This is a genomic window from Rathayibacter tanaceti (assembly GCF_009834165.1).
Lineage (GTDB): Bacteria > Actinomycetota > Actinomycetes > Actinomycetales > Microbacteriaceae > Rathayibacter > Rathayibacter tanaceti.
Genome location: NZ_CP047186.1, coordinates 640521 through 666324 on the forward strand (window position 1 = coordinate 640521; position 25804 = coordinate 666324).

The window sequence follows — 25804 nt, forward strand, 5'->3', positions numbered from 1 at the left end:
GTGCGCTCGCCCGCCTGCCCCCGACGGAAGACACCGATTTCGTGAGCCCCGATTCGCCCGCCTCCGCTGCCCCCGCATCGACCCTCGGCGAATCGACTCCGCCCCTCACCCGCCGCGAGCTGCGCGCCCGCGAGCGCGCACTCGCCCCGGCGGAGGGCGTCACGGAGAGCGGGCACGAGGGCGTGGAGGAGAGCGTGCTCACGGCCACCGCGGAGCAGCTGCGCGAGGCCGAGCGCCGCGTCGCCTCACTCCGCGATGCTCCGGTTCCCGTCTCCGCCCCGCGCGTCACGCCGTTGCGGCCGGCGCGGCGCGCCCGCGTCGGTGGCCTGGTCGCGCTCTCGTTCGTCGCCGCGATCGTCGCGGCCACCTCGCTGCCCGCCACCTCCCTCCTCACCGCCGAGGACGTGCAGGCGCTCAGCCCCACGTCGCCGATGGACGCCGATCTGAGCCGCGGATCCCAGTCGTTCGTCGCCGGCGAGGTCACCGGCGAGGCCGTCGCCCGCGACGGCTTCGGAGTGCAGGAGCGCAAGACCCAGACCAACGTCGCTGACATCGTCCGCACCTCGGACACCGGCTTCACCAACGACCCGAACGCGTCGATCCAGTGGCCGTTCGCCGTCGGCGTGCCGGTCGGCGACCGCTTCGGCTACCGCAACTGCGCGGGCTGCTCCGTGAACCACGGCGGCACCGACTTCAACCCCGGCAACGGCTCGCCGATCCAGTCCATCGCGGACGGCGTCGTCCGCACGGTGATCGACGGCGAGGGCTCGCTCGGCGTCCACGTGATCGTCGACCACGAGATCGACGGGCAGCTCGTGTCCAGCGTTTACGCGCACATGCAGCACGGCTCTGCGGCTGTCAACGAGGGCGACCCGGTGAAGGTCGGGCAGCTGCTCGGCCTGGTCGGTTCGACCGGCATGTCGACCGGCCCGCACCTGCACTTCGAGATCCGCCTCGACGGAGTCACGAAGGTCGACTCCTACCTCTGGCTCAAGGCGAACGCCGGGCGCTGAGCCGCGGCGCCCCACCCGCCCGTGCCCCGCGCGAGCTGCGGGGCACGGGCGCGGTGCGCACGACCCGGTGCGATGCGCACCTGATCGCCACGCGCCTCTGCAACGGCGGTTCCCGTGGAGTCGTCACCCCCGCCGATCGCCCGGGCCACCGCCGAGCGGCAGCCAGCGCTACTCCGCCCGCAGCCAGACCGTGGTGTCAGCGGCCAGCGCTGGCTCCAGCAGCTCCTCCGACGAGAGCACGACCGAGCCGACCGGCAGCTCGACCGGAGCCGCTCCGATGTTCGCGATCACCGTGATCCCGCCATTGCGGAACGCAAGCACGCCGTCGGGGTAGCCGTCGAGCCACTCGATCGCGCCCGAGCCCAGATCCTCCGAGCGGCGGACCGAGAGCAGTGCGCGGTACAGCTCGAGGGTCGACCCCTCGACGCCGAGCTGACGGTCACGAGCGAGCAGTGCCCAATCGTCGGGCTGAGGCAGCCACGAGTCACCGGTGGGGCTGAAGCCATAGGCGGGCGCATCCGCCTCCCAGGGGATCGGCACTCGGCAGCCGTCGCGGCCGTATCGCTCACCGCCGGTCCGGAACCACGTCGGGTCCTGGCGTGCGGAGTCGGGCAGGTCGATCGCTTCTGGGAGCCCCAGCTCCTCGCCCTGGTAGACGTAGGCGGAGCCGGGGAGCGCGAGCATCAGGGCCGTCGCGGCGCGTGCCCGGCGCAACCCCAGCACCGGGTCCGGGAGGCCCGGCGTGCGCGGGCCGATGCCGTAGCCCTGCGGGTTGTCCCTCGTGAGCGCGAGCCTGCTGGCGTGACGCACGACGTCGTGATTCGAGAGCACCCACGTCGAGGGGGCGTCGACCGCAGCGAAGGCCTCGACCGAGGAGTCGATGATGTCGCGCAGGGCAGGGCCGTTCCACGGGGTCTCGAGGTAGGCGAAGTTGAAAGCCTGGTGCATCTCGTCCGGGCGCACCCAGCGCGCGAGCTTCGAGAGCGGCTGCACCCACGCCTCGGCGCAGAGCACGCGGTCGTCCGGGTACTCGGCGAGGAGGGAGTGCCAGTCACGGTAGATCTCGTGCACGCCGTCCTGCGCCCAGTACGGCGCGGTGGCGGGCTCCTCGCCGTCGGCGGGGGCGACTCCGCCCATCGAGCCGCTGTCGGCCGGCGGCGTGTAGTCGGGCAGGCCCTCGGCCTTGATCATGCCGTGGGCGACGTCGACGCGGAAGCCGTCGACTCCGCGGTCGAGCCAGAAGCGCAGCACCTCGCGGAAGCGCTCACGGACCCACGCGTTCGTCCAGTCGAAGTCGGGCTGCGAGCTGTCGAAGAGGTGCAGGTACCACTGGCCCGGCGCGCCGTCCGGCTCGGTGACGCGCGTCCAGGCGGGGCCTCCGAAGACCGACTCCCAGTTGTTGGGTGGCAGCTCACCGGCGGCGCCGCGGCCGTCGCGGAACAGGTAGCGCGCACGCTCGGCGCTTCCGGCGGGAGCGGCGAGCGCCTCCTGGAACCAGCGGTGCGCGCTCGAGGAGTGGTTGGGGACGAGGTCGACGATGATGCGGATTCCGAGCGCGTGCGCCCGGGCGAGCATCGCGTCGAAGTCGGCGAGGGTGCCGAAGAGCGGATCGACGTCGCAGTAGTCGGCGACGTCGTAGCCCGCATCCTTCTGCGGTGAGGTCATGAACGGCGAGAGCCAGACCGCGTCGACCCCCAGCTCCGCGAGGCTCGGGAGTCGCGAGGTGATGCCGGGCAGGTCGCCGATGCCGTCGCCGTCCGCATCCGCGAAGGAGCGGGGGTAGATCTGATAGATCACGGCGGTGCGCCACCATTCGGTGCCCGGGCGGCGCTCGGCCTCGGGGAGGGGGCCGGCGGAGTTCTCGGGCGCGCCGAAGAGAGCGGAGTCCAGGGTCATGCGTCGAGTTTATCGGGAGGGCCGGACGTCGCGATCGGCAGGGCCGGACGCCGCGATCGACTCTCTGCCCTAGGGTCGATGAGTGAGCGAAGAGACCCCCGACGCCGCCCGCGCCCGACGCCGCAGGGCACTGCTCTGGGTGGTCCCGCTGCTGGTGCTGCTGATCGGCGGCCTCCTCGCGGTGACGCTCGCGCTCGGCGGTTTCGCCGTGCGGAGCATGACCGGTGCCGGGAGTGTCTCCGCGGTCCTCTTCCCGTCGGCCTGAGCGCGCTCTGCTGCCGAGAGCGAGTGGGCGCGCGAGAAGTTGCGCGCCGTCCTCTGACCCGGACGTGCCGCGGCTCAGGCCGTGGCGGCCGGGCCGCCCTCATCCTCGGGCTCCGGTTCGGAGGAGGTGCGTGCCGCCTCCCCGGATGCGTGCCCGGTCTCGGCGCCCGTCGCGCGGGCCTGCTCGTCGGCGCGGCTGACCGCCTCCGCCAGCTCGTCGACCACGAGGAAGCCCGGCGAGACGGCCTCGGCCCGGTACGCCGCCCGCCCGACCATGTGGGCCGAGACCGGCACCGTCAGCAGCTGGAAGCCGATCACGAGCACGATCGTCCCCGCGGCGGCGAAGCCAGGATTGCGGATCGCGACGGCCAGCATCACGCAGATGAGACCGAGCACCTGAGGCTTGGTGCCCGCGTGCATCCGCGAGAGGAGGTCGCCGAAGCGGAGCAGGCCGACCGCCGCGATCAGCGAGAGCAGCCCGCCGGCGATGAGAAGCACGGCGGTCAGGACATCCAGGAACAGCTCCACGTCAGTCCTCCTCGCGGTTGGCCATGAACTTGGCGACGCTGATCGATCCGAACACGGCGAACAGGGCCAGCCCGAGAGCGACGGGCAGGGTGCGCGCATGGTGGTTGACCGCCATCTCGGCGCCGATCCCGCAGATGATCGTCGCGACGAGCACGTCGGCGGCGACCACCCGGTCGAGCACCGACGGGCCTCGGAGGATGCGCACCAGTGCGAGCAGGCACGCCGCGCCGAACACGGGCACCAGGATCCAGACCAGCCAGCCGATCATCGGACCGCCCCCGCTCCCCTGTCGAGCGGCTGGTTCACGCGCTGCACGTCCTCGCGCGAGCCGATCGCGCGGACGATGCGCGCCTCCGACTCCAGCACCGTGCGGCGCACCTCCTCGATCCGCTCGTCCTCGTCGTGGGTGACGCCGAGCACGTGCAGGTAGAGCACGTTCAGCTGCGGGTCGACGTCGATCACGAGCGAGCCCGGGACGAGCGAGACGGCCTCCGTCGTCCACACCAGCATCCCTTCGGAGCGGCTGCGCAGGTGCACGGCGACGATCGCGTTGTGCACCGGGACGGGCAGGGTGAGGATCTGCCAGGAGACGCGGACCGAGGCGACCGCGATGTCGACGAGCAGCCGGAGGAGGAACACCAGCACGAACCACGGGTTCACCCGGTTCGAGAACTCGACCGGAGGCAGGTAGAAGACCCGTGTGATCAGCAGGGCGACCAGGAATCCCGAGACGATCGAGAGCACCGAGACGTCGTCCCAGAGCAGCACCCAGATGCCGACGAGGGTGACGAACATCGCGACGCGGTTCCAGACGTCGACGCGGCGGCGCGGGCTCATCGCGGTCCCTCCTCGCCGAAGGACGAGTCGCGGTAGACGGTCGCGATGTAGGTCGCGGGGTCGGCGACGTCGCGTGCGGCGTGCGCGCTGGCGTCGTAGAGCGGGCCGGCGCCGATCGTCAGCGCGACTCCGACCACGACCATGCCGGCGGTGGCGAGCACCATCATCGGCGGGGAGTGGCGGGTGCGGATGCTGCCCGTGTCGTGAGGGTCCTCCTGGAGCTGGTCGATGAGGGGCGACTCGTAGCCGGGCACCTCCTCCTGGCGGCGCCAGAAGGCCATGTTCCAAACCCGGGCGACCGCGTAGAGCGTGAGCAGCGAGGTGACGGCCCCAGCGGCGATCACAGCCCAGATCAGCCACGACGGCTGCTCGACCGCCGACTCCGCGCCCGCCACGAACAGGCCGACCTTGCCGAGGAAGCCGGTGAACGGCGGGATGCCGCCGAGGTTCATCGCGGGCACGAAGTAGAGCAGGGCCAGCAGCGGCGACGCCTTGAGTAGCCCGCCGAGGCGGAGGATCGAGGTCGTGCCGCCGACCCGCTCGATCAGGCCGGTGGCGAGGAACAGCGTCGTCTGCACGGTGATGTGGTGGATCACGTAGAAGATGGTCGCGGCGTACCCCGCCGAGGTGCCGATCGCGATGCCGAACACCATGTAGCCGATGTGGGAGACGAGGGTGAACGACAGCATCCGCTTGATGTCGGCCTGCGCGACGGCGCCGAGGATGCCGACGACCAGGGTCAGCAGCGCCACCACCAGCAGGACCTCCTGCAGTCTGCCGCCCGGGAACAGCAGCGTCTCGGTGCGGATCAGGGCGTAGACGCCGACCTTCGTGAGCAGGCCCGCGAACACGGCGGTCACCGGTGCCGGGGCCGTGGGGTAGGAGTCGGGGAGCCAGAACGACAGCGGGAACACGGCCGCCTTGATCCCGAAGCCCAGCAGCAGCACCACGTGCAGCACGAGCTGCACATCGGCCGGAAGCTCGGCGATCCGGATCGAGAGCTGCGCCATGTTGACCGTGCCGGTCGCTCCGTAGAGCAGGCCGATGGCCGAGAGGAAGAAGACGCTGGAGACCAGGCTCACAACCACGTAGGTCGTGCCCGCTCGGATGCGCGGGGCGGTGCCGCCGAGGGTGATCAGCACATAGCTGGCCGCGAGCAGGATCTCGAAGCCGACGTAGAGGTTGAAGAGATCGCCCGCGACGAAGGCGTTGAGGATTCCCGCCGAGAGGATCAGGTAGGTCGGGTGGAAGATCGTGACCGGTGTCTCGCGGTTGCCGTCGACGAGGCCCTGGCCCACCGAGAAGAGCAGGACGCCCAGGAGCGTGATCGAGGTGATCACCAGCATCAGCGCGGCGAGTGGATCGACGACGAGCACGATGCCCCACGGCGGCTCCCAGCCGCCCACGTAGACGGCGCTGCCGCCCTCGTCACCGGTGAGGACCAGCACGAGCATGACCGACGAGAGGATCAGGACGGTCGAGAGCGTCACGATGTTGACGGTGATCTGCGCGCGCCGGTGGCGGCCCAGGATCAGCGCGACGGCCGCTCCCAGGAGGGGGAGGGTGACGACGAGCGGGATCAGGGCGTTCATCGGTCCTCCTGCCTGTCGTCGGTCATGGCGCTCTCCCCGTGCTTGGCGGCGGTGCCCTCGTCGCTGGACTCCAGTAGCACGTCGAGGGCCCGGTCGTCGGCGGTGGTCTGGGCCGAGATGCCCGCTGCGTCCGCTCGCACCGAGGTGTCGGTCTCGTCGTCCTCGACCTGGTCGGCGTTGGCGAGTCGCCAGCGCCGGTAGATCATGGCGAGGAGGAAGGCCGAGATCCCGAAGGTGATCACGATCGCCGTCAGGATGAGCGCCTGGGGAAGCGGATCAGCCATCTCGTCCGCCATCTGCTCGTAGGAGCGACCGTCGTCGGTCACGAACGGGGCGGTGCCCGAGCGTCCGGCCATCAGCAGGATGAGGATGTTGGTCGCGTTGCCGACCAGCAGAAAGCCGATCAGGATGCGGGTGAGGCTCCGCTCAAGCATCTGGTAGACGCCCGCGGCGTACATCACCGCCATCACGGCGACGAGGACGACGGTGATGCTCACGCGTCCCCCCGTCCCGGGCCGCCGACGACGGTCGACCCGGTGGGGAGCCGCGTCTCGAGACCGTCGACGGTGCCCGCGCCGGGGCCGGGGGTGCTCTCGGTCGAGTGCGTGACCCCGTCGCCCGAGGGGGCGCCGTTCTCGGCCTCCTCGCCGTGGCGGTCGACCTCGCCGCCGAGGCTGCGGAGGATGTCGAGGGTGAGACCGATCACGATCAGGTACACCCCGATGTCGAAGAGGGTGGAGGTGCCGAGGTGGAGCTCACCCAGAACGGGCACCTCGAGGTCGAGCCAGCTCGATTCCAGCACCTCGAGGCCGAAGGCGAGGGAGGACACCGCGGTGCCCACGGCGAAGAGGAGTCCGAGCCCCAGCACCTTGCCGGCGTCGATCGGCGCGGCCTCGCCGAGCTCGAACCGGCCACCCGCGAGGTAGCGCGCCACGAGCGCGAGACCGGCGAGCAGGCCGCCCGCGAAGCCTCCGCCCGGGGTGTTGTGACCGGTGAAGAGCAGATAGACCGACACGATCATCGCGGGGTGGAACAGGAGGCGCACCAGCACCTCGAGCACGATCGAGCGGTTCTCGGGTCGGAGGGTGCGGCCGGCGACGAGCCACGAGCCGCGGTCGCCGGTCGTGTCGGACTCTGAGGAGGGGGACGTGAGATCCATCGCCCGCTCGCGGCGGTCGCCCGCTCCCTGCGTGTCGAGGCGGGGAGCGCCTCCGGCCCGGCTGGAGAGGAAGATCAGGCTCGCGACACCCGTGGCGACGACCACCAGTACCGAGATCTCGCCCATCGTGTCCCAGGCGCGGATGTCGACGAGCAGCACATTGACGATGTTGCGGCCTTTGCCCTCCTCGTAGGCGAGGCGGGGGAGTTCTGCGGAGATCGGCGTGGCCGTCCTGGCGCCGAGGGCGATCGTCGCCGCGACCGCCATGACGCCTCCGACCGTGATGCCGATGATCGCACGCAGGCGCTTGCGCATCGGCTGGTGCTTCGCCGCGATGCGGGTCGGGAGGCGGCGCAGCACGAGCACGAAGACCACCAGGGTGACCGTCTCGATCAGGGCCTGGGTGAGCGCGAGGTCGGGCGCGCCCTGCAGGGCGAAGAGGGCGACCATCCCGTACCCGGTGGCGCCGGCCAGCAGCACGGCGGCGACACGGTTGCGGGCCACCGCGCAGAGGACCGCGGCGAGGATCATCACGGCCGCGACCGCGAGCTGACCCGGGGTGTCCCAGAAGACGATGTCGCCGGGCCAGGTGCGGTTCAGCGCCGCCGCGCCGCCGACTCCGAGCACGAACACCGAGAAGATCACCGTGAGATAGCGGGGGAGCGAGCCCCGCTGCACGAACTCGGTGACCGTGCTCGCCACACGGTCGAGCCAGCGGACGGTGGCCCAGTAGCCCTCGGCCGAGTCGATCCAGTTCGGCAGCACCGACTGCGCACGGGCGACGGCGACCCGCTTGGCGAAGAGAAGGAGACCGATCGCGATAACCAGGGCGCTGAGCCCGAGCGCGGGCTCGAAGCCGTGCCAGAGTGCGAGGTAGTATCCGCCGTGGGCCGAGGACTCGGCCGCCGCGGCGAGCTGCGGGTCGGCGTCGGGAGCGGCGTACGGCAGTGTGTCGGCGTAGACGGCGACCAGCGGGTCGAGCACGGAGGCGGCGAGCCCGCCAGCGGCGCCGGCCGCGGCGAGCAGCACCGGTGCAGCGGTGAAGATCCACGGCTCGGCGTGCAGCTCGGTGTCCTCGAGGCCCTTCTTCCGGGCGAAGGCCCCCCAGAAGAAGCGGGCCGAGTAGGCGACGGTGAGGATCGAGCCGAGGACGAGTCCGATCAGCGCGACCCAGGCCCAGAACGAGCCCTGCTCGATCGCCGAGATCAGGCTGGTGAAGACCGCCTCCTTGGCGACGAAGCCCAGCAGCGGCGGGATGCCCGCCATCGAGAGGACGCCGAGCAGTGCTGCGGCGGCGAGGACCGGCGAGCGGCGGCCGAGGCCGCTGAGCTTGCGCAGATCGCGGGTGCCCGCCCGGTGGTCGACGATGCCGACCACGAGGAAGAGCAGCGCCTTGAAGAGAGCGTGCCCGAGCAGGAGGGTCAGCCCGGCCAGCGCCGCGTCGCGCGAGCCGAAGCCCACCGCGACGGTCAGGAAGCCGAGCTGACTGACCGTGCCGTAGGCGAGCACGAGCTTGAGGTCGTACTGGCGGAGCGACCGCCAGCCGCCGACGAGCATCGTCCAGACGCCGACGCTGACCACGACGGGCAGCCACACGGAGTCGTCGGCGAAGCCGGGAGCGAGGCGTGCGACGAGGTAAATGCCGGCCTTGACCATCGCGGCCGCGTGCAGGTAGGCGCTGACCGGCGTCGGAGCGGCCATTGCGGCAGGCAGCCAGAAGTGGAACGGCACCAGCGCCGACTTCGAGAAAGCGCCCAGCAGCACGAGCACGAGCGCGACCGACACCGACGGACCGGAGGGAGCGGCGGCGACGATCCTCGCGAGACTCGTGGTGCCGGACTCGACGATCAGCACGATGAGGCCGACCAGCATCGCCAAACCGCCGAGTGTCGTGACCAGCAGGGCCTGGAGGCCGGCACCGCGGCTCTCCTTGCGGCCGCTGTAGTGGCCGATCAGCAGGTAGGAGAGGACGCTCGTCGCCTCCCAGAAGACGAAGAGCACGATGACGTCGTCAGCCGTGACCAGGCCGTACATCACTCCGGCGAAGGCGAAGAGCAGCGCGGCGAAGCGACCGAGCGAGGGCTCGTCCCTACTGAAGTAGCCGGCGCAGTAGGCGAGCACGAGCGCGCCGACTCCGCTGACGACGAGGGCGAGCACGAGCGAGAGCGCGTCGAGCCGGAACGAGAGCGCGATGTCGAGCGCTGGGATCCACGGGACCGTCTCGCGGATCTCACTGCCGCCGAGGACCGCAGGCAGTGCGGTGGCCGTGGCGATGAAGCTCGCAGCGGGCACGAGGGCCAGGGCATAGAACGTCTTCGGGCCGAACCGGTCCACCACCCACGGGGTGACGATCGCGAGAGCGAACGAGATCACCAGGATGAGGAGCATCACATGTTCCTCCCAAGGTGTACCCAGCGCAGTCGTCGGTCAAGAATACCGGAGGCCCTTCCGGCAGAACCTGAGCGGGAGGAGGCTTGACGGGCGCTGCCGCCCTCTAGCGTGGGAGTCATGGCCCGCTCCCTCCTGCCCGATCAGCTCTGCCGACTCCGCGTGCACGACCTCGCCAGCGGAGTCGCGACGACCGTCTTCGCCTCGGACTCGATGCTCGTCGAGGCGCCGAACTGGACGCCGGACGGTACGGCACTGGTGGTCAACGGCGACGGCGTGCTCTTCCGCCTTCCGCTCGAGGGGGCGCCCGTGCTCGAGCCGATCCCGCTCGACGGAGTCCCTGCCGAGCTCAACAACGACCATGTGCTCGCTCCGTCCGGAGACACCGCCTACGTCTCGGCGCGCGACGGGCACCTGTACGCGGTCGCCCTCGACGGCTCCGTGCCTGCCCGCCGCCTGACGGGCGAGCGGGAGGGTGGCCGCTTCAAGCACTACCTGCACGGGATCTCGCCCGACGGCACTCTGCTCGCCCTCATCGGAGGCGGCGACGCCTCCGGCGAATGGCGGACGGACGTCTACACGATGCCGGCGGAGGGAGGCGCGCTCACCGCGCTCACCGATGACGCGTTCCCCGACGACGGCGTCGACTTCTCGGCCGACGGGCGCACCCTGCTGCTCAACTCCGAGCGTGCGGGCAGGGGCGCCCAGTTGTTCCGGATGGCCCTCGACGGCTCGGGGCTCACCCGGCTGGTTGAGTCGGACACGGTCGACTGGTTCCCGCACGAGTCGCCGGACGGGCGGCACGTCCTCTACCTGTCCTATCCCGCGGGGACGTCGGGGCATCCGGAGAACCTGGAGGTGGAGCTGCGGCTGCTCGACCTCGCCGGACGGACCGCGACGGCGCCGGGGAGAGTGCTGGAGCGGCTCGTCGGCGGGCAGGGGACGATCAACGTCGCGGGCTGGGCTCCTGACTCGACCCGCTTCGCCTACGCGGACTACCCGATGGGTCCGCTCCACGACGCCTGAGTGCTTACCGCGCATGAGCGGGATGGGGAGCGAGTGGGCCTGCTCGCAGGAGTTGAATCGGAGGATGAGCATCGACAGTGCAGCCTCCCCCTCGACCACCCGCGCACCCCTCGGCGACTCCGGCATCGACGTCTTCCCGCTCTCGCTCGGCGGCAACGTCTTCGGCTGGACCGCGGGCAGACAGACGTCTTTCGACGTCCTCGACGGCTACGTCGCGGCGGGCGGTGATTTCATCGACACCGCCGACTCGTACTCGGCCTGGGTCCCGGGCAATCGGGGCGGCGAGTCCGAGACGATCATCGGCGAGTGGCTCGGCCGGCGCTCCGGCTCCCGCGACGACGTGGTCATCGCGACGAAGGTGAGCCGCCACCCGCAGTTCACCGGGCTCGCGCCCGACACCGTCCGCGCGGCGGCCAGGGCGTCGCTCGAGCGCCTGAGGACCGACCGCATCGACCTCTACTACGCGCACTTCGACGACGAGGCGGTGCCGATGGAGGACATCGCCCGGGTCTTCTCGGAGCTGGTCGACCAGGGTCTGGTGCGGGCGATCGGAGTCTCGAACGTCAGCGCCGAGCGCGTCGCCTCCTGGCTGCGCATCGCCGCAGAGGAGGGACTGCACGCGCCGGTCGCGCTCCAGCCGCACTACAACCTGGTCGAGCGTGGGATCGAGGCCGACCTGCTGCCGCTCGCGCGTGAGGCGGGCCTGGCCGTCGTGCCCTACTACGCCCTCGCCTCCGGCTTCCTGACCGGCAAGTACCGCGACGGCTCGACGCCCGAGGGCCCGCGCGCCGACGGCGCCGCCCGCTACCTCGATGCCCGCGGGCGCCGCGTGCTCGCCGCGCTCGACACCGCGGCCGAGGCGCACGGAGTCGAGGTCGCGACGGTCGCACTCGCGTGGCTCCGCTCGCAGCCCGGAGTGGTCGCACCGATCGCGAGCGCCCGGGTGGTCGAGCAGCTGCCGGCCTTGACCGCCTCGGCCGCCCTCGAGCTGAGCGCGGAGGAGCTCGCAGCGCTGGACACGGCGAGCCGCCCGTAGCACCGCCAGGTGGCCGCGGGACGCGACTCCCGCGGTCATCGTCGCGCCCCGGAGGTGCTATCGTCTAACGGTGCCAAATCGCGGGCGCGCCCTCGAACGGGCCGTCAGACCCGCAGGTGCGCCCCCTTAGCTCATTGGTAGAGCACTTCCTTGGTAAGGAAGAGGTAGTGGGTCCGATTCCCACAGGGGGCTCCGTTCCCCGCAGGCCAGGCCTGCGAGAACGAGCGGCGGGGTAGCTCAGGTGGTTAGAGCACACGGCTCATAATCGTGGTGTCGCGGGTTCGAGTCCCGCTCCCGCTACCGCAGAGTCATATTCACACAGATGACAGCACGATATCGGCTGGGCCAGTCTCGGTGGAGGCGTCGGAGTTCTCTCCGGCGCCTTTTCGTGTTGCTCGTGCCTGCGCGGCGTCGCGGATCGCGCTCGGGGCGGGCTGTCGCTGGGGCACGACGGTGGTCTGGTGGCCATCGTCGTGGACACAGTCGTTCGCGAAGAAGGCTACGACGAGCCTCCGCTTCACCTCATCGGCGGATGCGAGGTACAGGGCCTCGAGCCGCATCAAAGCCCAATTTCAGGAGTATAAGAATGGTTAGTGGATCGCCGGCCGAATTGTTGGCTTTCCTTGGCGGTGACGTACGGGCCGCTGCGTTGCAAGAGGTGCGCAGTCTTTATGTCCGAGACCGTCACGCCTTCTTGTCCGACTACTTTGGGCCAGATGTAGATATAGGTGAGTCAGATGTAAGTAAGGCGCTCTTCGAGTGTGATTCGGCCACTGATTTGGCTTTCGCCCTTGGCACTCTTCTCTGGGATGCAGAGGAGCTAGGTGTGGCTGTCGAGTTCTTCCGATTTAGCGCGAAGGGCGGCGACTTGTGGCGGCAGCTCCACCTTGCTGAGGCGCTCGAGTGGACTGATTCCTGGGAGGAAGCTCTCGAAATATCGGAAAAGCTTCGAATCTTAGAGTTTCGGGGAAGAGTATTTGCTGCGGGCCTCGCGGGAATCATTCGTTTTGAACGTCTCGGTGACTCCGGCGACCAAGTCGTTGCACTGCTGAACGAAGCGGCCCCTTATGCGGGGGATTTTGCGGTAGGTCTGGCAGACGTGCGTGCGTCTCGAGGTGAATTTAGTGCCGCCCGCGAGCTACTCGAGCTGGAACTGGCAAGCGAGCAGCCCCGCGTATTTCGTAAACTCGCAGATCTTCTAATGGAAGGGTTTTCCGATTTTTACGGAGCGGAAAAAATGTATCGGCGCGGTATTCAGCTAGGTGACTGGTACTCCGCCTATAATCTCGCCAAGTTGTTTGTCGATCAACAACGCGTCCACGAGGCGCGCGAGCTTCTTGAGTGGGCCTCTGCTCGCGGTGGTGATGATGATGTTCTCGCTTTGCTTTCGCGTATTGATAGCTAGCAGATCATTCATCGAGGGCGGTGGAAAGCTCCGGTTGTCGAAGGGTAGGCGACGCTCTGCGAGTCGGTGATATTCGAATCTTTTGCCCCACATGTCAAACCTCCTTGCAGAGCGTCGCCCGGAATCAATCGACGCGGTGCGGCTCTCGTTCGTCCTCGCTCCTCCGCCATGGTGGCGGCAATCGACGCTGGCAGACCTGCGCAGGCCACTGACGTCGAGGATGTCGCCCTCAACGCGGTCAGCGAGGAACGCCAGCGCGGCCGAGATGTTGACGCACGCAGCTGGAGCTGACGGACATGCGGTCTGCGGTCTTCCGAACCGACGCACCTGCGAGCTAGAGGCGCTCGGCGTCTGCTTGTTGCTCGATCGTGAGGGGCCGACGCCGGCGCCCGACTCCTGACGTCTGCTCGCTCGAGCACCACTTCGACCGGTCGGGTCTCGGCGAGAAGGCTCGCGGCGAGTTCGGGCGTCCTGCACCTGCTGAGGTCCTTCAGCAGCCCGCCGGTCTGCAGGACGGCCGAGACGAGTCCGTGTGCGATCGCGGCGCGCGGCCGCCGCCCGAAGACCCTCACCTCGCCGGAGTCCGGGGCCGAGAGGCCGAGGAGCATGTCGATGGTCGTCGTCTTGCCCGCGCCGTTCGGGCCGAGGAAGGCGACGATCTCGCCGGCGTGGACCGTGAGGTCCACGCCCGCGACGGCGGCGACGGAGCTGAAGCTCTTGGTGAGGGCGGTCGCCTGGACGGCGAGGTCGGTCGAGGTCATGCCCTCAGCCTGCCGAGGGGCCCGCCCGCGCGCCTCGGCCCTCTGTCACCACGGAGCCATGACATCCGTCACCCCTCGTCTCGGCCGCGAGACGCCAGTGAGACTCCACAGCGCGACCCGCGGCGGCCGGTTCAGACCGTACAGCCCGCGAAGAGCACGTCCTCGGAGGAGACGAGGTCGTCGAGAGTGAGCAGACGGTCGAGGTCGTGGCCCGCGGCCAGGGCGTTCGCCCGCTCGCCGGGTGTCTGCGGGGCGAGGCGGCCCTCCATCACGCCGCCGAGGGCGCGGACGGCGCAGGCCGCGACCACTCCCTCCGGGGTCCCTCCGACGCCGAGCACCAGGTCGACCCGACCTGCAGGATCGGCCGCCTCGATCGCGACCGAGACGTCGCCCTCGCCGCGCAGCGCGAGTGCGACCCCTGCCTCCCGCAGTGCCGCGACCAGCCCTGTGTGCCGCGGCTTGTCGAGCACGGCCACCACCAGCTCGCCCACCGGCCTGCCGAGCGCGGCGGCCAGACGCACCGCGTTCTCACCCGGGGTGAAGTCGAGCGAGACTGCGTCGCGCCCCGCCCCGGAGCAGACCAGCTTGTCCATGTAGAACACGTCGCGCGGGTCGAACAGTGTGCCGCGCGGTGCCAGCGCGATGACACTCACCGAGCCGGGCAGCCCCTCGGCCGTGAGACGGGTGCCGTCCAGCGGATCGACCGCCACGTCGCAGCAGGGAGCGGCGGCGCGCCCGAGGCGCTCGCCGTTCGCGAGCATGGGCGCCTCGTCCTTCTCGCCCTCACCGATCACGACGACGCCGTCGAACGGAGCCTCGGCCAGCACCGCCCGCATCGCCGCCACCGAGGCCGCGTCCGCAGCGAGCTTGTCGCCGCGGCCGTACCAGCCGCGCGCCGCCTCCGCCGCCGCGCGCACGCTCGCGGCGACCGCCTCCCGCAGCTCGGGCGAGTAGGCCGAGGCGGTGAGTAGCCGCACATCGCTCACGGACGTGCCGGCTGCGCGGTCGCGGTGCGGACCAGCCGCTCCAGTGTGCGCAGGCCGTCGGAGGAGAGCACCGACTCCAGGTGCCCCTGCACCGATGCGACATGTTCGCCGCGCAGGGCGTCGACGACCCCGGACTCGGCGTCGACGGCGATCTCGAGCCCGAGTCGCGGGGTGCGCTCGAGGCCGGGTGCGACCGCGGCGAAGGTGTTGTAGAAGCCGATCGCCGCGTCCTCGCCGAACACGTCGACCGCCAGGCGCACGCCCTGGCGGGGCGTCGCCAGCGGCTCGACCGGGAGACCCGCCAGCAGCGACAGCATCTGGTGGCTGAGGCAGACGGCGAGCGTCGGGCGCTCCGCCTCCAGCCGTGCGGTCATCAGCTCGCGCAGGCGAGCGATCCGCGGCTCGGAGTCGTCGCGGGGATCGCCGGGGCCGGGGCCGAAGACGACGAGGTCGTCGCGCAGCACGTCGTCGACCTCGGACCAGCGCTCCACCCGTGCATCCATACCGAGGTGACGCAGCTGGTGCGCGAGCATCGTCGTGAACTGGTCCTCGTTGTCCACGATGAGCGCGGTGTGGCCGGTCAGGCCCTCGATGTGCTCGGGCGCCTGGGGCCGGAGCCAGAACGAGGCGAGTCGCTCGTTCCGTGCCTCCAGCGCCTCCTGCACCCCGGGCTGGGCGGCGAGGTCGATCGCCGGCGCCACGTCGCGGTGCGGCAGGAGCCCCAGGGCCGACAGCACTCCGGAGGCCTTGGCGCGGGTCTCGGCGACCTCCCCCTCCGGCGTCGAATGGCGCACCAGGGTCGCTCCGGCGGGCACGGTGAGCCGACCGTCGGGTTCGAGGTAGGCGGTGCGGATGAGGATGGGCGCGTCGACCGTGTAGCCCTCCTCCTCCGGCTCGAAGAGGGCGAGCACGCCGGAGTAGTAGCCGCGCGGCTCCTTCTCGTACTCGGCGATGACGGCGCACGCGTTCTCCATCGGAGATCCGGTGACGGTCGGTGCGAACATGGTCAGCCGCAGCACCTCCCGCACGTCGAGCCCGGTGCGGCCCTCGAGCAGGTACTCGGTGTGGCTGAGGCGCGACATCTGCTTGAGGAACGGGCCGAGGATGCGGCCGCCGTCCGGGCAGACCGCGCTCATCATCTTCATCTCCTCGTCGACCACCATGAAGAGCTCCTCGCTCTCCTTTACGTCGGCGAGGAACGCGAGTACCTCCTCGCCGGTCGGCCCGGCGGCAGGGTGGCGGAAGGTGCCGCTGATCGGGTTCATCATGGCGACCCCGTCGCGCACCGAGACGTGGCGCTCGGGCGTCGCACCCACGGCGGTGACCGTCTGAGCGCCGTCGAGTCCGGGGGTGTGGATCGCGAAGGTCCAGTAGGCGCCCGACTCGTCGGTGAGCAGGCGGCGGAACCAGGCGAGCACGGCCTCGACGGGCGGCGCATCAGTCTGCGCGACGAACGCGCGGCTGATGACGAAGTTGGCGCCCTCGCCCCGTCCGATCTCGTCGTCGATCACACGGCGGACGATCTCGGCGTACTCGTCGTCCGGCACGTCGAACCCGCGTTCCTCCACCGGGATCTCGCGCTCGGGAAGCAGGCGCAGCACCTCCTCGAGCGGCGTGCTCTCGCGCTCGCGGACGACGAGGTTCCGCAGCGGCGCACCGTCGTCCTTCGCCGCGAAGCCACGCTCGCGCACCTGGCGGTACGGCACCAGGGTCAGCACGTCGTCGCCGACGAGTGGGATGTCGGCGAGGCCCTCGACATCGAGGACGTCGCCCGTGAAGACGTCCACCTCCGAGCGTCCCTGGCGGAGGACGATCGCGAACGGCAGCGATCCGTCGGAGGCGAGGATGCGGGAGAGGAGCGAGGTCATCGTGGTCCTTGAATCGGGTCGTGCCCCACCCGGGCCCTGACATGCAGAACGACCGCCCGGAGGAGGCGGTCGAGTGCGAGGGGTCTGCGCGTCGGTCCGCCTAGGAGGCGGGCCACCAGGGGCTTCGGATCGACGTGCGCACGGGGGGAGTCTAGGGGACGGTCGGGTGGGCGGCCAAGCGGGCACCTCCCGGGGAGTCGGAGGCGAGCGTCGGCTCCCCGCGCAGGGTTCGCAGCAGGAGGGTCGCGCCCGCGGTCGCCGCCGGTGTCGCGACGATCGCGCCTCCGGGAACGAGGAACGCGAGATAGACCGCGACGCCGAAGCCGAGCGAGACGGCGCGGTGCTCGCCCAGCAGTCGCCGTCGCTGGGCGAGGCTGAGCCCGCGGGCATCGCCGGCGAACCCGGTGAGCTCGAGAGCGAGCGCCCGCCCGCCCACCAGCGCGCCGGCGATCAGTCCCGCGATCGAGCCGACCACCGGCACGAGGCCGAGCAGCACCAGCACCGCCCCGATCCCGATCGAGGCGGCGACCAGCACCGCGGAGTCGCGGAGGCCGCGTCCGACCCCGCGCCAGAATCCGGTTTCGTGCTCGTCCGGCACTCCGCCGAGGCCGTCCTCGACGCGGCGCCAGATCCGCTCGTAGAAGGGCGCGCCCACCAGCAGCGTGATCGCCGCGAAGAGCACCACTCCGATCGCCACCACCGCACCGACCACCGCGATCGCGAGCAGGAGGCGCGCGGTCTCCGCCCAGCCCGGCTCCCAGCCGTCGGCGAACGGCGTCAGCGCGGACACCGCCTCCTGCACCCGGGTGAGCACCACGACCAGGACGCCGACGAAGACCAGGCCCACGAGGAGGGGCGGGACCGCGCCCAGGAGCATCGCGCGCGGTGAGCGGCCCCAGGTGCCGAAGCCGCGCACGAAGAGCCGGGCGCCGAGCGCCGCGTCGCGGAGGATCGCCATGCGTCGATCTTCGCAGACCGGATGGCCGCTTCCCCTGCCCTGTGCGGGCACTCAGCCCAGGGCGAAAGGCGCCAGCAGGCCGGTCACGCTCTTCGCCCGCGGCACCGCGTACTCGTCGCGCCGCGACGTGGTGACCCCCATCGCGACCAGGCCCTCGACCAGCCGCACTGCCGAGGCGACGCCGTCGATCACCGGGACCCCCAGCTCGCGCGAGAGGTCGCGGCAGAGGTCGGCCATGCCCGCGCAGCCCAGGACGATCGAGTCGGAGCCGTCGGCGGCCAGCGCCTCGACGCACTCCGCGAGGATCACGCGGCGGGCGTCCGAGTGCGGGTTGTCGAGCTCGAGCACCGGGATGTCGCACGCCCGCACCTGGCGGCAGGCCTCGCCGAAGCCTGCCCGCCGCGCGATGTCCCAGGCGCGCCCGCTGGTCCGCGACAGGGTGGTCACCACCGTGAAGCCGCGGCCGACGAGGGTCGCCATGTGCATGGCGGCCTCGGCGATGCCCACCACGGGGCCGCTCGCGATCTCGCGCGCGGCGTCGACCCCCGGGTCGCCGAAGCAAGCGATGACCGCGCCGTCGCTGCCGGCCGCCTCCGCCCGCGTGATCTCGTGCAGAACGCCAGGGACGGCCAGCGCCTCGTCGTAGTGGCTCTCGATCGAGGCCGGACCCATCGGCGGGGTCACGGCATCGATCTCGGTGCCGAGCGAGGCGACGGAGCGGGCGGCCCGGCCGATGGCCGCGGTCATCGTGGCGCTGGTGTTCGGGTTGACGACGGTGATGCGCATGGTGTCCTCGGGGTGGAGCGGCAGGTCAGGACGGAGGTGTCGGGTGGGGATCCGGCGCCTCCGTCCTGACGTGCGGAGGGGTGGTCAGACGTGGGAGCCGTCGCTGACGTTCTCGAGGTCCTCCTCGAGCCGGGTGATGCGCGGCGCACGCCGCTCAAGCACCGCCATCGCCGCGAAGCCGAGTCCGCAGCCCAGGAACCAGCTGTAGTCGCCGAGCCAGGTGAACTCCGCCCCGCCCGCCTCCGCGATCCAGCGCGGTACGAGTACGGAGGCGACCGAGGGCACTCCGCCGATCACTGTCGCCCAGACCGCGTTGGGGTTGAACCCCCGCGAGAACCAGTAGCGGCCCTTCTCGCTCATCGAGTACAGGTCGTCGACCCAGACGCGCTGGCGGCTGATCAGGTAGTACCCGGCGATCAGGACGCCGAACAGTGGGCCGATCAGTGCACCGAGGATCCCGAGCGTGTAGTGGATCGCGGTGTCGTTCGAGTACCAGTTCCACGGGGTGAGCAGCACCGAGCCGACGGCGGCGATCATGCCGCCCATCCGCCAGCTGATCTTCTTGGGGTTCACGTTCGAGAAGTCGAAGGCGGGAGAGATGAAGTTGGCGACGATGTTGATGCCGATGGTCGCGATGACGAAGGTGAGGCCGCCGAGGAGCACCGCGAACCAGGTGTCGATCCGCTCGACCGTCTCGATGGGGTCGGTGATCAGCTCGCCGAAGACGGGCACCGTGGCGGAGGCGGTGATCACGGTCAGAAGGGAGAAGAAGAGGAAGTTGATGGGCAGGCCGAGCAGGTTCCCCTTCTTGACGGCGCTGTAGCTGCGGGCGTAGCGGGAGAAGTCGCCGAAGTTGAGCATCGGGCCCGAGAAGTAGGAGACGACGAGCGCGACGGCCGAGATCATCACGGGCAGCGAGGCGGCGAAGTCCAGCGGTTCGCCTGAGCCCAGGTTCAGCGAGATGTTCTCCCAGCCGGCCTGCGACACCAGGTATACGGCCAGGACGAGCATCACGATGTAGACCGCGGGTCCGGCCCAATCGATGAAGCGGCGGATCGACTCCATGCCCCGCCAGAACAGGGCGGCCTGAGCGACCCAGAGGATCGCGTAGGAGAGGTAGCCGAGCGCGGAGAGGCCGAGGAACGAGGCCTCCGGCGTGTTCCACGAGGCCATCGCCGGGAAGAACTTGAGGAACACGATGTTCAGCGACTGTGCGGCGAGGTAGGTCTGCACGCCGTACCAGGCGATCGCGATGAGGCCGCGGATGATCGCCGGGATGTTCGCGCCGCGGATGCCGAAGATCGCGCGGTTGATCACCGGGTACGGCACTCCCGTGACCTGGCTGGGCTTGGCGACCAGGTTGCAGAACACCTGCACGATCACGATTCCGACGACGAGGGCGACCAGCACTTGCCAGCCGGCCAGTCCGAGGGCGAAGAGGGAGCCGGCGGTCACGTAGCCGCCGACGCTGTGCACGTCGGACATCCAGAACGCGAAGATGTTGTAGCTCGACCAGCGCTGCTTCGCGAGAGGTGCGAGGTCGTCGTTGGCGAGACGGTCGTCGTAGCCGGGCTTGATCAGCGCGGCGCCGGCCGGCAGGTCGGGCTCGGCGGACGGCTGCTGGTCGATGGGGGGTGCGGTGACGCGGTCGGTCATGGGGTGGATCCACCTCTCGGGCGGTCGTGCGTGGGGCGGCACGGAGCGGATGTGTCAGGGTGGTCGTGGCGGTCGGCCGGTGTGGCCGATCGTCGCGAGGAGCGGTCCGAATGAAGTGATCACTTCACGCGAAGCCACGCTACGAGCCGGGGGTCCGCCGCTCGTTTCGGCTCCGTTACGGCTGTGTGACGATCTGCGAGAGAGGACGGGCGATGCTCTCCGACGGCACGGAGCCCCGCGGCGAAGAGGCCGCGCGCGCGGTGGTGGAGAGGGCGGGACGAGACCTCGGGGTGCGACTGCGCGAGCTGCGGCTCGCTGCGGGGCTCTCGCTGAAGGCCCTCGCGGAGCGGCTCGGGATCTCGGTGAGTGCCGTGTCCCAGATCGAGCGGGGCGCGATGCAGCCGTCGGTCGGGCGTCTGATCGCGCTCGTCGACGCGCTCGGAGTCCCGCTGTCGGCGGTGTTCGACCAGGGCGGGCCGGCGCCGGTCGAGACCGCGGTCGTGCGAGTTCGGGAGTCGGCGCCGGTGGTGCTCGAGGGCGGTGTGCTGTTCCGCCGGCTCGCGCCGCGGCCCCTCGACGCCGTGGACTTCTTCGAGTCGACCTATCCGCCCGGCTCGACCTCGACCGCGCACCGGCAGCTGCTGCGCCATGACGGCTTCGAGATGGGGACGGTCACGCTCGGCGAGCTGACGATCGAGTTCGAGGACGAGACGGTGGTCCTCGGTGCCGGCGACGCGATCACCTTCCCGTGTGAGCGACCGCACCGGATGATGAACACGGGCGCCTCGACCGCGGTGGCGACGTGGCTGATCGTGCACCGCTGACGCTTCGCGCCAGTCCCGAAACGGGACCATCCGGGTATGGGATCCTATCGACGCTCCTCCACAGCGGCCGTGAGCGCGACTCCTGTCCACACCCCGGTCCGGATCCGGGGCTTGCGGGGCCTCGATGTCGGTACCGCCTGGTGGGCTTGCCGCCTCGAACGATTGGTGCGGAACGTGGATGGACGACTGGACGGCAAGAACAGTGACGGGTGCCCGCGGTGGTGCGCGGGCGAGCACGACGAACTCGCAGCGGTGGAGGATCGCCTGCACCGCTCGGCGGCGCGCTCGCTCCCCGTGGTCCTCTGGGCGGGCGGTGCGGCGTCGGCCGAGACGGTGCATCTCTCGATGTGCCGCCCCGGGAGGACGGCCGAGGACCGCCTCCGCCTCGAGGCCGACGGTCTCGGCGAGCTCGACCTCGACCTCAGCTCGGCGGCGCGACTGGCCGGAGCGGTGCTGCGTCTACTCGAGGCCCCGTGAGGTCCGCGGCGGGTTCGGCGGCAGGAGGTCCATCAGGTCGACCTCGAGCGCCTCGCAGAGCGCGAGAAGGGTGTGCAGCGTCGGATTCGCGGGCGATCCCGGCTTCGACTCGCCCTTCTCGAACTTCTGGTAGGTGTACCCGGCGAGACCCGCCGCGTGGGCGATCCGCTCCTGGCTGGCCCCCTTGGCGATCCGGGCGCGGTGCATGTTGGTGCCGAGCTCGCGGGCGTATGTCGCCCAGTCGCGCTCAGGAGTCGGTGTCGGCATGCCCGCCAGCTTCCGAGATGTCGGGCCGCGGGTCACCCATATGCAGATGGGAAATCGCCCATGGTCATACGTGCATGGCTCTCGCGGTCGAGCGGTCGGCCCCCGAGGGGCGCCCACGGCAGCGCCTAGGATGTCCTGGTGCCAGTGAATCCCGAACTCGTCGGGCGCGTGTTCTCGCCCACCGAGCCCTATCAGGTGGGGCGCGAGAAGGTGCGCGAGTTCGCGCGCGCCGTCTCCGCGACCTCCCCTCTCCACCACGATGTCGAGGCTGCGCGCGCCGCCGGCCACCGCGATCTGGTCGCTCCGCCCACCTTCGCCGTCGTCGTGCAGGAATACACGCTCGCCCAGCTGCTCGCCGAGCCCGACGGCGGGATCGACTTCAGCCGCGTCGTGCACGGAGACCAGCGGTTCGCGCTGTCCCGTCCCGTCGTCGCCGGCGACGAGCTGACCGCGACCCTCTCGGTCGCGAGCATCAAGAAGCTCGGCGCGCACTCGATGGTCACCACCGAGTCGCGCATGGTCGACTCCTCCGGCGAGCACGTCGTCACCGCGATCTCGACCCTCGTGGTCAGGGGCGACGAATGAGCGCCGCACCGCGCGTCCTCGCCGACCTCAGCGTCGGCCAGGTGGTCGCCGAGGGCCGGTTCCCGATCGACCGCGGCACGCTCGTGCGCTACGCGGGGGCCTCGGGGGACTTCAACCCCATCCACTACCGCGACGACATCGCCGCCGAGGTCGGCCTCCCCGGCGTCCTCGCGCACGGGATGCTCACCATGGGCACCGCCGCGCAGGTCGTCGTCGACTGGATCGGCGACCCCGGCCTCGTCGTCGACTACCAGGTGCGCTTCACCCGTCCCGTCGTCGTCGATCCGCGTACCGGCGCCGCGATAGACGTGGTGGCCAAGGTCGGCGCCCTCGACGTCGAGGAGGGCTGGGCTCGGATCGACTTAGCCGTCTCGGTCGAGGGTCAGGCCGTGCTCGGCAAGGCGCAGGCCAGGGTCCGATTCGCGTGATCGCCTCCCGATGACCGCGACCCTGCTCTCGACGCTGACCACCCTCCGCGTGGGCGGTCCGGCCGAGCGCCTCCTCGAGCCCATCACCGAGGTCGAGCTCATCGAGACGCTCGTGCGGCTGTGGTCGGCCGATGAGCCGTGGCTGCTACTCGGCGGCGGCTCGAACCTCCTCGTCGGCGACGGTCCGTTCGAGGGCACGGTTGTGCGGGTGCGCACCTCGGGCATCGAGCGGCTCCCCTCCATCGAGCCCGGCGCCGTGCACCTGCGCGTGCAGGCGGGAGAGTCGTGGGACCGGCTCGTCGCAGAGACCGTCGAACGGGGCTGGGCCGGTCTGGAGGCGCTGAGTGGTATCCCCGGCACGGTCGGCGCCTCTCCGGTGCAGAACATCGGCGCCTACGGCCAAGAACTCTCCGACACGCTCGTCGCCGTCGACTTCCTCGAGGAGGGCGCGCGCGAGCCGGTCCGGCTGACAGCGGCCGAACTCGAACTGGCCTACCGCACGTCGGTGATCAAGCAGGGCCGCCGCGGCGCTGTGCTGGCCGTCGAATTCGCGCTTCAGGAGGCGGTCGACGGTGTGGGCACGCCCGTCGCCTACGCGCAGCTCGCCTCGGCCCTCGGAGTCGCGCTCGGCGAGCGGGTCCCGCTCGCGCAGGTTCGCGAGACGGTCCTCCGTTTGCGCGCCGCGAAGGGCATGGTGCTCGATGTCGCCGATCCGGACACCGCCAGCGCCGGTTCCTTCTTCACCAACCCCCTGGTCACGAGTGCCTTCGCGAACGGCCTGCCATCCTCCGCACCGCGCTGGCCGGTCGAGCCCACGGCCGAGGCGGCCGTCGTCACTCCGCTCGCCGCCGTCGAGGCCGGCGCTCCCGTCGGACTGCCCGTTCCCGCTCCTGCCGACGGCCTGGTCAAGCTGAGCGCCGCCTGGCTGATCGAGAACGCGGGGGTCGCGCGCGGCTTCGCGCTGCCCGGTTCGCGTGCGGCGGTCTCGGGCAAGCACACTCTGGCCCTGACGAACCGCGGAGGCGCGACCGCCGAGGAGGTCGCGGAGCTCGCGCGCTACGTCCAGGGCCGCGTCCTCGCCGAGTTCGGCGTGCTGCTGCATCCCGAGCCCGTGGTGATCGGCACCACCGTCTGACCCTTCCGTAGTCGACGGCCCTGGGCCGCCATCCGGCGCCGCCTCAGCTGTCGCGCCGGATCCAGCGGAAGCCGAACCGGCACGCGATCAGGCCGACGACCAGCCAGACGCCGAGCACGAGCGCGACCCCGCCGAGATCCCAGGACCCGCCGACCTCCGCCTCCTCGAAGCCGCTCGGCAGGAACACCGCGCGCATCCCCTGAGCGATCCACTTCAGCGGGAAGACGCTCGCCGTGTTCTGCAGCCAGTCCGGCAGCGTCGTGAACGACAGGTACGAGCCCGAGATGAACTGGAGCACCAGCAGCGGTGGGACGATGACGGCGGTGGCGCTCTTGCCCGAGCGCGGCAGGGCCGAGACGGCGATCCCGAGGATCGCGGACGTCGCGACTCCGGCGAGGTAGACCCACGTGAAGGTCGCCCAGCGACCGCCGTCGGCGGGGAGCTCGACCGAGAAGACCGTCGCAGCGACGAGTAGGAGCAGCGCCGTCTGCGCGAGGCTCGTCACGAGGACCTGGCCGAACTTGCCGAGGAAGTAGCTGAACACCGGCAGCGGTGCGCCGGCGAGGCGCTTGAGCGTGCCGTCGCTGCGCTCGACGGCGATGTCGACGCCCAGGTTCTGCACGCCCGAGAGGAGGATCCCCGCCGCTGCCAGACCGGGGACGTAGTACTCCGCCATCGGGATGCCCGGGTCCTGCGGGTTCGCCTGCATCACCGCGTCGTCGCCGAAGGCGACCGAGAAGATCGTCAGCAGCAGGACCGGGAACAGGAAGGTGAAGAACACCTGGTCGGGCGCCCTGAAGTAGGAGCGGATCTCGTAGCGGGCGCGAGAGAGACCGAGCCGCAGGGTGCGGCCAGGCCCGGTCGAGAGAGTGCGGGCGCGGCCTGCGAGGGTGCTCATGCGGGCTCGCCGATCGCAGCGACTGCGTCGCCGGCCCGGTCCTCGCGGATCAGGTCGAGGTAGATGTCCTCGAGGCTCGGACGCACCACCTCGAGGGCGGCCGGTTCGCCGAGGCGGGCGTGGAGCGCGGCCACCGCCTGCGCCGGCTCCGTCGTTCGGAGGCGGCGGAGCTCGTTGTCCTCGCGCCACTGCACGATCGGGATGCGCGCCTCCTCGCCGCCGATGGCGCTCATCGGGCCGATCGCCAGCAGCCTCCCACCGGAGATGACGGCCGCGCGGTCGCCGAGGCGGGCGGCCTCGTCGAGGTAGTGGGTGGTGAGCAGGATGGTCGTGCCCTCGCTCTTGAGCAGGGCGATCAGGTCCCAGAAAGCGTGGCGCGCCTCCGGATCGAAGCCCGTCGTCGGCTCGTCGAGGAACACGAGCTCCGGACGGCCGATGATGCCCAGCGCGACGTCGACGCGTCGGCGCTGGCCGCCGGAGAGCCTGCCGATCCGCGATCGTGCCTTCGCCGTCAGCCCTACCGCCTCGATCGTCTCGTCGACATCGCGGGGGCGGGGATAGAGGCTCGCGAAGTGCGCGATCTGCTCGCGCACCGTGGCGTTGCCCGATTCACCGCTCGACTGGAGGACGATGCCGAGCCGCGCCTTCCAGGCGAGCCCGCCGTGCCGCGGGTCGACTCCGAGTACCGAGGCCTCGCCTCCTGAGCGGTCGCGGTAGCCCTCGAGGATCTCGATCGTGGTCGACTTGCCGGCGCCGTTGGGGCCGAGGAGGGCGAAGGTCTCGCCGCGTCGGATGTCGAAGGAGACTCCCACGAGGGCGGGCGCGCTGCCGTAGTCCTTCCGCAGATCGCGGACCCGGACGGCGGAGTCTTCGCTCATCCCCCCAGCGTGCCCTGTCCCGACCGCCCGGCGACACCGTTCCCCGATTTCCGCCTCCCTCTTGCCCTCCGCGCCCGGACATGCCAGTTCCGCACCTCGTCCCCGACGCCCCCTGGCGGAGCGTGACCGGCGATTCGCGTGTCAACGTTCGCG

General features: G+C 70.7%; 26 protein-coding genes and 2 tRNA genes. 12 read left to right on the top strand and 16 right to left on the bottom strand.

The features are described 5' to 3' along the window. The first annotated feature begins 41 nt into the window (after positions 1-41). On the top strand, positions 42-1013 hold the full coding sequence (locus tag GSU10_RS15590; protein WP_132504772.1) for a M23 family metallopeptidase: 972 nt from the start codon (positions 42-44) through the stop codon (positions 1011-1013). 168 nt (positions 1014-1181) lie between these two features. On the opposite strand, the gene GSU10_RS03010 is transcribed toward GSU10_RS15590, so the two are convergent. Beyond that, positions 1182-2909: a glycoside hydrolase family 13 protein gene (locus GSU10_RS03010; RefSeq protein WP_132504770.1), complete on the bottom strand. Its 1728-nt coding sequence runs from the start codon at positions 2907-2909 to the stop codon at positions 1182-1184. An 82-nt stretch (positions 2910-2991) separates the two neighbouring features. Between GSU10_RS03010 and GSU10_RS03015 the strand changes: the two genes are divergently transcribed. Beyond that, the gene (locus GSU10_RS03015; protein ID WP_068208752.1) at positions 2992-3174 is read left to right on the top strand and encodes a hypothetical protein; all 183 of its coding nucleotides are present in this window, start codon (positions 2992-2994) and stop codon (positions 3172-3174) included. A gap of 74 nt (positions 3175-3248) precedes the next feature. Here the strand turns inward: GSU10_RS03015 and mnhG are convergent, their stop codons facing one another. From mnhG to GSU10_RS03045, 6 genes are read right to left on the bottom strand one after another with little or no spacing between them, the layout of a single operon-like run. Beyond that, complete coding sequence (gene mnhG / locus GSU10_RS03020; RefSeq protein ID WP_068208755.1) at positions 3249-3701, bottom strand: monovalent cation/H(+) antiporter subunit G; 453 nt, start codon at positions 3699-3701, stop codon at positions 3249-3251. 1 nt (position 3702) lies between these two features. Further along, the gene (locus GSU10_RS03025) at positions 3703-3969 is read right to left on the bottom strand and encodes an MrpF/PhaF family protein (protein WP_068208760.1); all 267 of its coding nucleotides are present in this window, start codon (positions 3967-3969) and stop codon (positions 3703-3705) included. Continuing rightward, positions 3966-4538, bottom strand: a complete 573-nt coding sequence (locus GSU10_RS03030; protein ID WP_068208771.1) for a Na+/H+ antiporter subunit E — start codon at positions 4536-4538, stop codon at positions 3966-3968. The genes GSU10_RS03025 and GSU10_RS03030 overlap by 4 nt, the downstream gene beginning before the upstream one ends. Then, on the bottom strand, positions 4535-6130 hold the full coding sequence (locus tag GSU10_RS03035; protein ID WP_068208773.1) for a Na+/H+ antiporter subunit D: 1596 nt from the start codon (positions 6128-6130) through the stop codon (positions 4535-4537). Before GSU10_RS03035 ends, GSU10_RS03030 begins: the two co-directional genes overlap by 4 nt. Next, complete coding sequence (locus tag GSU10_RS03040) at positions 6127-6627, bottom strand: Na(+)/H(+) antiporter subunit C (RefSeq protein ID WP_068208774.1); 501 nt, start codon at positions 6625-6627, stop codon at positions 6127-6129. The genes GSU10_RS03035 and GSU10_RS03040 overlap by 4 nt, the downstream gene beginning before the upstream one ends. Then, a complete protein-coding gene (locus GSU10_RS03045) occupies positions 6624-9677 on the bottom strand; it encodes a Na+/H+ antiporter subunit A (protein WP_132504768.1) in 3054 nt (1017 codons plus the stop codon). Before GSU10_RS03045 ends, GSU10_RS03040 begins: the two co-directional genes overlap by 4 nt. Positions 9678-9797: 120 nt before the next feature. On the opposite strand from GSU10_RS03045, the gene GSU10_RS03050 reads away from it, so the two are divergent. The 5 genes from GSU10_RS03050 (at position 9798) to GSU10_RS03070 (ending at position 13144) form a co-directional block, all read left to right on the top strand. Continuing rightward, the gene (locus GSU10_RS03050; RefSeq protein WP_068208800.1) at positions 9798-10703 is read left to right on the top strand and encodes a TolB family protein; all 906 of its coding nucleotides are present in this window, start codon (positions 9798-9800) and stop codon (positions 10701-10703) included. A gap of 64 nt (positions 10704-10767) precedes the next feature. Next, entirely contained in the window at positions 10768-11739 is a 972-nt protein-coding gene (locus tag GSU10_RS03055) for an aldo/keto reductase (RefSeq protein ID WP_132504766.1), read from the top strand. A 120-nt stretch (positions 11740-11859) separates the two neighbouring features. After that, positions 11860-11931: transfer RNA gene (locus GSU10_RS03060), tRNA-Thr, on the top strand. Positions 11932-11965: 34 nt separating this feature from the next. Further along, positions 11966-12039 (top strand) — tRNA-Met (locus GSU10_RS03065). Positions 12040-12325: 286 nt separating this feature from the next. Next, a complete protein-coding gene (locus GSU10_RS03070; protein ID WP_132504764.1) occupies positions 12326-13144 on the top strand; it encodes a tetratricopeptide repeat protein in 819 nt (272 codons plus the stop codon). Positions 13145-13152: 8 nt separating this feature from the next. Here the strand turns inward: GSU10_RS03070 and GSU10_RS15595 are convergent, their stop codons facing one another. From GSU10_RS15595 to GSU10_RS03100, 6 genes are all read right to left on the bottom strand, one after another. Next, entirely contained in the window at positions 13153-13905 is a 753-nt protein-coding gene (locus tag GSU10_RS15595) for an ATP-binding cassette domain-containing protein (RefSeq protein ID WP_082844991.1), read from the bottom strand. A gap of 131 nt (positions 13906-14036) precedes the next feature. After that, positions 14037-14891: a fructose-bisphosphatase class II family protein gene (locus tag GSU10_RS03080; protein ID WP_158286092.1), complete on the bottom strand. Its 855-nt coding sequence runs from the start codon at positions 14889-14891 to the stop codon at positions 14037-14039. Then, positions 14888-16759, bottom strand: a complete 1872-nt coding sequence (locus tag GSU10_RS03085) for an anthranilate synthase family protein (RefSeq protein WP_132504762.1) — start codon at positions 16757-16759, stop codon at positions 14888-14890. The genes GSU10_RS03080 and GSU10_RS03085 overlap by 4 nt, the downstream gene beginning before the upstream one ends. A gap of 151 nt (positions 16760-16910) precedes the next feature. Continuing rightward, positions 16911-17717 carry an EI24 domain-containing protein gene (locus GSU10_RS03090; RefSeq protein WP_068208781.1) on the bottom strand — a complete coding sequence of 269 codons (807 nt, stop codon included), beginning with the start codon at positions 17715-17717 and terminating at the stop codon, positions 16911-16913. A 51-nt stretch (positions 17718-17768) separates the two neighbouring features. Beyond that, entirely contained in the window at positions 17769-18503 is a 735-nt protein-coding gene (locus GSU10_RS03095) for an aspartate/glutamate racemase family protein (RefSeq protein ID WP_068208782.1), read from the bottom strand. An 84-nt stretch (positions 18504-18587) separates the two neighbouring features. Beyond that, positions 18588-20159 carry an NCS1 family nucleobase:cation symporter-1 gene (locus GSU10_RS03100; RefSeq protein WP_082844993.1) on the bottom strand — a complete coding sequence of 524 codons (1572 nt, stop codon included), beginning with the start codon at positions 20157-20159 and terminating at the stop codon, positions 18588-18590. Positions 20160-20371: 212 nt separating this feature from the next. Here GSU10_RS03100 and GSU10_RS03105 point away from each other — a divergent pair, with 212 nt between their 5' ends. Further along, a complete protein-coding gene (locus tag GSU10_RS03105) occupies positions 20372-20983 on the top strand; it encodes a helix-turn-helix domain-containing protein (protein ID WP_082844994.1) in 612 nt (203 codons plus the stop codon). Between the two features lie 174 nt (positions 20984-21157). Then, positions 21158-21460 carry a DUF6907 domain-containing protein gene (locus GSU10_RS03110; RefSeq protein WP_132504760.1) on the top strand — a complete coding sequence of 101 codons (303 nt, stop codon included), beginning with the start codon at positions 21158-21160 and terminating at the stop codon, positions 21458-21460. Here GSU10_RS03110 and GSU10_RS03115 read toward each other — a convergent pair. After that, entirely contained in the window at positions 21443-21727 is a 285-nt protein-coding gene (locus GSU10_RS03115; RefSeq protein WP_068208784.1) for a helix-turn-helix domain-containing protein, read from the bottom strand. The genes GSU10_RS03110 and GSU10_RS03115 overlap by 18 nt on opposite strands. A gap of 138 nt (positions 21728-21865) precedes the next feature. Between GSU10_RS03115 and GSU10_RS03120 the strand changes: the two genes are divergently transcribed. From GSU10_RS03120 to GSU10_RS03130, 3 genes are read left to right on the top strand one after another with little or no spacing between them, the layout of a single operon-like run. Then, entirely contained in the window at positions 21866-22312 is a 447-nt protein-coding gene (locus GSU10_RS03120) for a MaoC family dehydratase N-terminal domain-containing protein (protein WP_068208785.1), read from the top strand. Continuing rightward, complete coding sequence (locus GSU10_RS03125) at positions 22309-22740, top strand: MaoC/PaaZ C-terminal domain-containing protein (protein ID WP_068208786.1); 432 nt, start codon at positions 22309-22311, stop codon at positions 22738-22740. The genes GSU10_RS03120 and GSU10_RS03125 overlap by 4 nt, the downstream gene beginning before the upstream one ends. A gap of 10 nt (positions 22741-22750) precedes the next feature. Next, positions 22751-23875, top strand: a complete 1125-nt coding sequence (locus GSU10_RS03130; RefSeq protein ID WP_068208787.1) for a UDP-N-acetylmuramate dehydrogenase — start codon at positions 22751-22753, stop codon at positions 23873-23875. Between the two features lie 43 nt (positions 23876-23918). Here the strand turns inward: GSU10_RS03130 and GSU10_RS03135 are convergent, their stop codons facing one another. Both GSU10_RS03135 and GSU10_RS03140 read right to left on the bottom strand, forming a co-directional pair. Further along, on the bottom strand, positions 23919-24773 hold the full coding sequence (locus GSU10_RS03135; protein WP_132504758.1) for an ABC transporter permease: 855 nt from the start codon (positions 24771-24773) through the stop codon (positions 23919-23921). Then, positions 24770-25651, bottom strand: coding sequence for an ABC transporter ATP-binding protein (locus tag GSU10_RS03140; RefSeq protein WP_068208792.1), 882 nt, complete (start codon positions 25649-25651; stop codon positions 24770-24772). The genes GSU10_RS03135 and GSU10_RS03140 overlap by 4 nt, the downstream gene beginning before the upstream one ends. Positions 25652-25804 lie beyond the last annotated feature (153 nt).